The sequence below is a fragment of the Vibrio caribbeanicus ATCC BAA-2122 genome, from assembly GCF_000165125.1.
Classification (GTDB): Bacteria; Pseudomonadota; Gammaproteobacteria; order Enterobacterales; family Vibrionaceae; genus Vibrio; species Vibrio caribbeanicus.
Genome location: NZ_AEIU01000095.1, coordinates 22,189 through 28,319 on the forward strand (window position 1 = coordinate 22,189; position 6,131 = coordinate 28,319).

Here is a 6,131-nt window from a genome sequence, read left to right on the forward strand (position 1 = left end):
ATCCTTCGAGGCTTATCGTTGTATATTATTGGGAGTTACACGTATAACAGTCGGCCACTTACTATGAAGTCTATGGGAATTCGTGCTCAGCAAAAAGAAAAAACACGCCGTTCACTGATTGATGCAGCTTTTCGTCAACTAAGTGCTGATCGCAGCTTTTCAAATTTAAGCTTGCGAGAAGTCGCACGTGAAGCAGGCATTGCCCCAACGTCTTTCTATCGTCATTTTAGAGATATGGATGAACTGGGTCTAACTATGGTAGATGAAGGTGGGTTACTATTACGTCAGCTAATGCGCCAAGCACGTCAAAGGATCGTCAAGGAAGGCAGTGTAATTCGTACTTCTGTAGAAACATTTATGGAATTTATAGAGAGCAGCCCAAACGTTTTTCGTTTACTCCTGCGTGAACGTTCAGGGACGTCATTTGAATTTCGTGCAGCCGTGGCTCGAGAAATGCAGCATTTTGTTGCTGAGATGACAGAGTACTTGATCAGTTCAGGAATGACGAAGGATGAAGCACTTACACAGGCTGATGCATCGGTGACTTTAGTATTTAGCTCTGGGGCAGAGGCATTGGATTTAGAACGACACGAACGTGATGAGCTTGCGGAACGGTTGATTATGCAGCTACGTATGATAGCAAAAGGAGCGTTCTGGTATCGAAAAGAACGTGAACGTAACCGATTAAAAGGTGGTATAAATTAATGAGCAATGAAACGAAACCTGAACCACAAGGTTCAGAGAAAAAAACGCTGGTACTGGCGTTAGTTGTCGGTATGTGTGGTAACGCGATTTTATCTTGGCTAACCATCTCTGCTGTGCCGTTTTCTATTTTTCCTCTAATTGCACTGGTACTTTCTGTGCAAGCTCTTTATCGAGAGTATCTTAGCCAGCCAGTTACTGAGGATATTCCTATGGTGGGACTGGCGTGCTTTTTTGTTGGTGCTTTTGGTCATTCCGCTTTTATTAAGGCGCAGTACCCAGATTCGGGATCTAACATGTTTGCCATTTTTATTACTCTAGGGTTGATGCTTTGGATTGCGAATAAGTTGGGCTATTTTTCTAGCAACTCAAAAGCAGAATCATAGAAAAAACGAGCCAATAGGCTCGTTTTTTTAGGTTCTTTTTTCTAACACGATACCTGCTTCCATGTGGTGGGTATAGGGAAATTGGTCAAATAACGCAAAGCGGGTTATTTTGTGGGTTTGGCTAAGAAGGCTCAGGTTGTCCTTCAGCGTTTCCGGGTTACAAGAAATATAAATAATGCGCTCATAGCCTTGAACCATTTTGCAGGTATCGATATCCATACCTGAGCGAGGTGGGTCAACAAAAATGGTGTTACAGTTGTAGCTATCGAGCTCGACGCCCGCGTCTTTGAGGCGACGAAACTCACGTTTGCCTTCTATGGCTTGAGTGAACTCTTCGGCCGATAAGCGCAAGATTTGAACGTTTTCAATCTGGTTGACTTGAATATTGTACTGCGCAGATTCGACCGAGGGTTTGGCTAGCTCGGTCGCTAAAACGCGATTGAAATTTTGTGCAAGGGCAAGTGAGAAATTACCATTCCCACAATACAGCTCGAGTAAGTCACCTTGGCTATCTTGAGTACAATCAATAGCCCATTCGAGCATCTTTTCTGCGACTTTACCATTGGGTTGAGTGAAGCTATTTTCGACTTGTTGGTAGGTATATGCCTTACCGTTTACATCAAGTTTTTCGATGACATAGTCGCGATCTAAGACAACCTTCATCTTACGAGCGCGGCCAATGATATTGAGATTAAACCCTTTATCTATCAATTGCTGTTTAAGCGCTTTGGCATTTTCAGTCCACTCATCGTCTAACTGGCGGTGGTAAAGAAGTGAAACCAACACTTCTCCACTTAACGTTGAAAGAAAGTCGACCTGAAAGAGTTTGTGGCGCAAGCTATCATTTACCTTCATTGCATCAATCAACTCAGGCATGAGGTCGTTGATTAATTGACTGGCTGCAGGAAACTGATCAACACGGTACTTTTCCCGCGTTTGCTGATTAAACATGACATAGTAAAGGTCATCCCCTTCATGCCAGACTCTGAATTCTGCACGCATCCGGTAATGTTGTTTCGGTGATTCAAAGACTTCCAACTCAGGAGTGTCAAAAGAAGCAAAAAGGTCATTGAGACAAGAAACCTTATCGCTCAACTGTTTTTGGTAGTGTCTTGGATCGACATCAAGAGTTGCCATGTTTATTACCTTTGGTTTTACAGGTGCATTTTATCTAAGAGCGCAGATTTTATTCAATCTAACGCTGATGTCCAGCTTTGACCTGATAATAGTGCAACCAATACATAACAGGGGCAACCTAGAAGAAAAGAAAATATCCACTGGACAAATAATCGATTGGTTAATACCATCGGTCACAAGCTGGTGCCATTTAGATGTATAGATGGCTGAAAAGGGAATCTGGTGTGAATCCAGAACTGACGCGCAGCGGTATGAGAGAACAAACACTCACCAGACACTGCATCATATGTGGGAAGTCGAGTTAGTAGGCAATATATAATGCTCTTGAGTCCGAATACCTGCCAGCAGCTGATTAATGGGCTTTGCTCAATATTCAGTAGGACTTACGCGATTTAGGAATGATAACAATGAACCGAACAATGTTAGCGATGACAGTAGCATCGCTGCTTCCCCATGCCTCTCTTTTATATGCCCAAGATACCTCCATCGATGAAAATATGGTGGTTACGGCAAATCGATTTGAGCAATCCATGGATTCAACACTTGCACCCATCGTTGTGGTGACCAAGGATGACATTCAGTCCACTCAAGCCAAGTCGATTGAAGAAGTATTACGCCGATTGCCCGGCATACAAGTCGCCAGCAATGGTGGCTATGGTCAAACAGCTAGCGTTTATATTCGAGGCACGGAGTCTGATCACGCGCTGATACTGGTAAACGGTGTTCGTGTGAGTAGTGCGACTACTGGTTCAACGGCCATTGGTTCTTTGCCATTAAATGGAGTGGAGCGAATAGAGTATGTTCGAGGGCCGCGTACCGCTGTATACGGTTCGGATGCGATTGGTGGAGTCATCAACGTTATTACCTCATATACTGGTGATGAGACTGAGTTATGGGTAGAAGGTGGTAGTGATAAGTATCAAAAATACGCGGTAAGTACTGCTAACCAGATTGGTGAGAACGGCTGGATCAAGGTCTCTGTTAATCGTGAAAAAACAGATGGGTTTTCAGCCACCAACGAAAATAACTCATACTTTGATCCCGACGATGATGGCTCTGACCATACTGACCTGTTGTTAGAGCTGGGTACTAAGCCTACTGAAGAGTTAAGTTTTAAATGGAACACGAACTATACAGAAGGTGATATTGAGTTTGATGATGGAGAACAAAAGCAAAAGCTCTCAAGCAGTTCAATTGTTGGAACCTATAAAACTGACTCGTTGAGCAGTGAGCTGATATTAGCAACAAGTCGTGATCAATCTTCTTTTATGGGCTCATCAGATAACTATGAGACCAATCGAGTATCTGTTGCTTGGCAAAATAGCTATCAAGTTAATTCTGAGCTGTTAATGTTAGGTGGTGTTGATTGGGCCAATGACGATGTATCTGAGTCTACGACAAAGTATACGGAGACAAGTCGTTCAAATCTGGGTGTATATACTTCTGGACTATATTCAAAAGATAAAGTGCAAGCTGAAATGAGTCTTCGTGTCGATGATAATGAGCAATATGGAGATTACACCACTTGGCAAGTTAGTTCAGGCTACCAATTAACTCCAATCTACCGCCTGTCCGCAATGGCAGGGACCGCTTTTAAAGCGCCAACATTTAATGATTTGTACTACCCTGCATCACAGTGGGGAGACTCAGCAAACCCTAACTTAACACCAGAAGAGTCTTTAAACTACGAGATTGCTTTGGATGTAAACCTATCGTTGGCTGATTTTAGAATTGCTCTCTACCAGAATGAAATTTCTGATCTGATATCGCGTTCGAGCTCGACAGGTAAAAATGAAAACATTGCAAAAGCAGAAATAAAGGGCATCGAACTTGTTGGGGAGTTTGCAACCGGTGCATTATTTCATTCGGCAAGTATCGATGTAATGGATACTGAGAATAAGGATACAGGTAAAGAGTTAGTTCGCCGATCAAAATACAGTGCGAAATGGAATGTAAGTTACACGTATTATGATTGGAACTTTGACTTGAGTTATCTCTATCGTGGTGAGAGCTATGATGATGCAGTTAATAATACCAAGCTGGATGCATATTCTCTGGTTGATTTCTCAACCCATTACTATATTACTGATAATTTGATCGCTCGTGGCAAAATTGCCAACTTATTTGATGAAGACTATGAAACGTCATATGGCTACAACACCCAAGAACGTAGCTATTACGCAGGACTTAACTATAAGTTTTAACTTTAAACCGCCTTCGGGCGGTTCTGTTTAGTTGTTATTGGCCAAATCAAGGCTACTTAATCTCACTCATTTGATGAAAAGATTGCCAAATTGAGCTTAGTGAGTATGATTGGCCAATCGAATAGTGTGGGTTACCAAGTGTCGCAACAAACAAAAATCCTAATCTTTGACTCTGGAGTCGGCGGGCTATCAGTGTTTAAAGAGATAGAGGCAAAACTGCCAGCGCTTAACTACTTTTATATTTTTGATAATGCTGCTTACCCATATGGTGAGCTAGAGCATGAGACGCTTACCGCCCGTGTTGAGACGCTGGTTTGTCAATATGTAAAAAAGCTCGATATTGATCTTGTGGTGATTGCCTGTAATACCGCAAGCACTATTGTATTGCCGATGTTGCGAGCGAGGTTGTCTATACCCGTTGTGGGTGTGGTTCCAGCAATTAAACCTGCTTCAAACCTTGCCAATAAAGCGATTGGACTTATTGCAACGCCTGCAACCATTACTCGTCAATATACCCGAGAGTTAATCAACGACTTTTCCCAAAGTAAGCCAATAAAAATGATAGGTTCAACTCGCTTAGTTGATATGGCTGAAGAAAAGTTGCGCGGTGCTGCTATTGACTTAAAAGAGCTGGAACATATCCTTGGTCCAATGAAAAACAACATTGATGTCGCTGTGCTTGGCTGTACCCATTTTCCTTTGATAAAAAATGAAATCCAATCTGTCCTCGGCTCTGAAGTATTGTTGATCGACTCGGGTGTGGCGATTGCGCGAAGAGTAGAGAGTCTACTTACTCCAACAGCTGGTGCAGGTGAACAGGGACAAAGAGAGATTTACTCAACAGCGCCTCCTTGGAAAGAGAAGGCGCTCAATGTTGCGTTAACATCATTTAAGTTTGATAAGGTTAGGCATCATCCATTTGAGATTTAGGATCGTTAGCAATACGTACTTTTAGCGTTCTCTGCATATAATCTCTTTCGTTAAGTGCTTCAATTGCAGGGGCTACATCGGTAGCTGCCATAACAACGAAGCCAAACCCTCTTCGTTTTCCCGTTCTTTTGTCTTTCATTAATCGGACGGCAAACACTTCACCGTGTTCAGCAAAAAGCTCTTTGACATGCGCTTCATTAGCTTTATACGGAAGGTTGCCTACATATAATGTTTTGGTTGATGGGTCACTGATGCTCTCTTGATTGTTATTAGTATCAAGAATTTTCAGGGCAAACACTGAGGCAAATACCCCGACAACAAAACTTAAAGCTGGGGATACAGTAACTTGAGAAAAAATGATTCCACCTAAAATTGCTAAGGCGACAATCATGACGATCGATTTATTTGAACTCATATTAGAATACAACTTTTAGGTTGAAGGAAAATAAAAGTCTATTTCTTTATATAGACATAAAGATCTTACGTATATGCTTATGTTTTTTCCAACTGATTGGTGTGACCCAAATCAAATGTTGAAATTTTAGTCTAAATTTGCGATTTTGATGTGTTTTTGAGCAGTTAAAAAGAAAATTAAAAAAAACACTTGTGATCCCTTTCTCTCTCTCTATAATGCCGCCTCACCGAAACGATGAAGGTTACTTAGAAAAGTCTCTTAACATCGGAAAAGAAAAAGTTTTAAATTAAACTTGACTCTCGGAAAAGGAAGCGTAAGATACGCATCCCTGACTTGAAGCAGTAGCGAAAAAGTCAC

Annotated in this window: 6 protein-coding genes and 1 riboswitch; of the genes, 4 read left to right on the top strand and 2 right to left on the bottom strand. The window is 41.8% G+C overall.

Annotated elements, in window-relative coordinates:
• Nucleotides 1-63 precede the first annotated feature (63 nt).
• Together fabR and RH40_RS15705 are read left to right on the top strand one after the other, a co-directional pair.
• Nucleotides 64-705 carry an HTH-type transcriptional repressor FabR gene (gene fabR / locus RH40_RS15700; protein ID WP_009602617.1) on the top strand — a complete coding sequence of 214 codons (642 nt, stop codon included), beginning with the start codon at nucleotides 64-66 and terminating at the stop codon, nucleotides 703-705.
• On the top strand, nucleotides 705-1,088 hold the full coding sequence (locus RH40_RS15705) for a YijD family membrane protein (protein ID WP_009602619.1): 384 nt from the start codon (nucleotides 705-707) through the stop codon (nucleotides 1,086-1,088). Before fabR ends, RH40_RS15705 begins: the two co-directional genes overlap by 1 nt.
• Nucleotides 1,089-1,115: 27 nt before the next feature.
• Here RH40_RS15705 and trmA read toward each other — a convergent pair whose 3' ends face one another.
• Nucleotides 1,116-2,225 (bottom strand): tRNA (uridine(54)-C5)-methyltransferase TrmA, encoded by a 1,110-nt coding sequence (gene trmA / locus RH40_RS15710; RefSeq protein ID WP_009602620.1) that lies wholly within the window; start codon nucleotides 2,223-2,225, stop codon nucleotides 1,116-1,118.
• Between the two features lie 164 nt (nucleotides 2,226-2,389).
• Nucleotides 2,390-2,585: riboswitch (cobalamin riboswitch) on the top strand.
• A gap of 47 nt (nucleotides 2,586-2,632) precedes the next feature.
• Between trmA and RH40_RS15720 the strand changes: the two genes are divergently transcribed.
• Nucleotides 2,633-4,429 (top strand): TonB-dependent receptor domain-containing protein, encoded by a 1,797-nt coding sequence (locus tag RH40_RS15720; protein WP_009602622.1) that lies wholly within the window; start codon nucleotides 2,633-2,635, stop codon nucleotides 4,427-4,429.
• 105 nt (nucleotides 4,430-4,534) lie between these two features.
• Nucleotides 4,535-5,359: a glutamate racemase gene (gene murI, locus RH40_RS15725; protein WP_009602623.1), complete on the top strand. Its 825-nt coding sequence runs from the start codon at nucleotides 4,535-4,537 to the stop codon at nucleotides 5,357-5,359.
• Here the strand turns inward: murI and RH40_RS15730 are convergent.
• Nucleotides 5,334-5,774, bottom strand: a complete 441-nt coding sequence (locus tag RH40_RS15730) for an RNA recognition motif domain-containing protein (RefSeq protein ID WP_009602624.1) — start codon at nucleotides 5,772-5,774, stop codon at nucleotides 5,334-5,336. The genes murI and RH40_RS15730 overlap by 26 nt on opposite strands.
• Nucleotides 5,775-6,131: the final 357 nt, after the last annotated feature.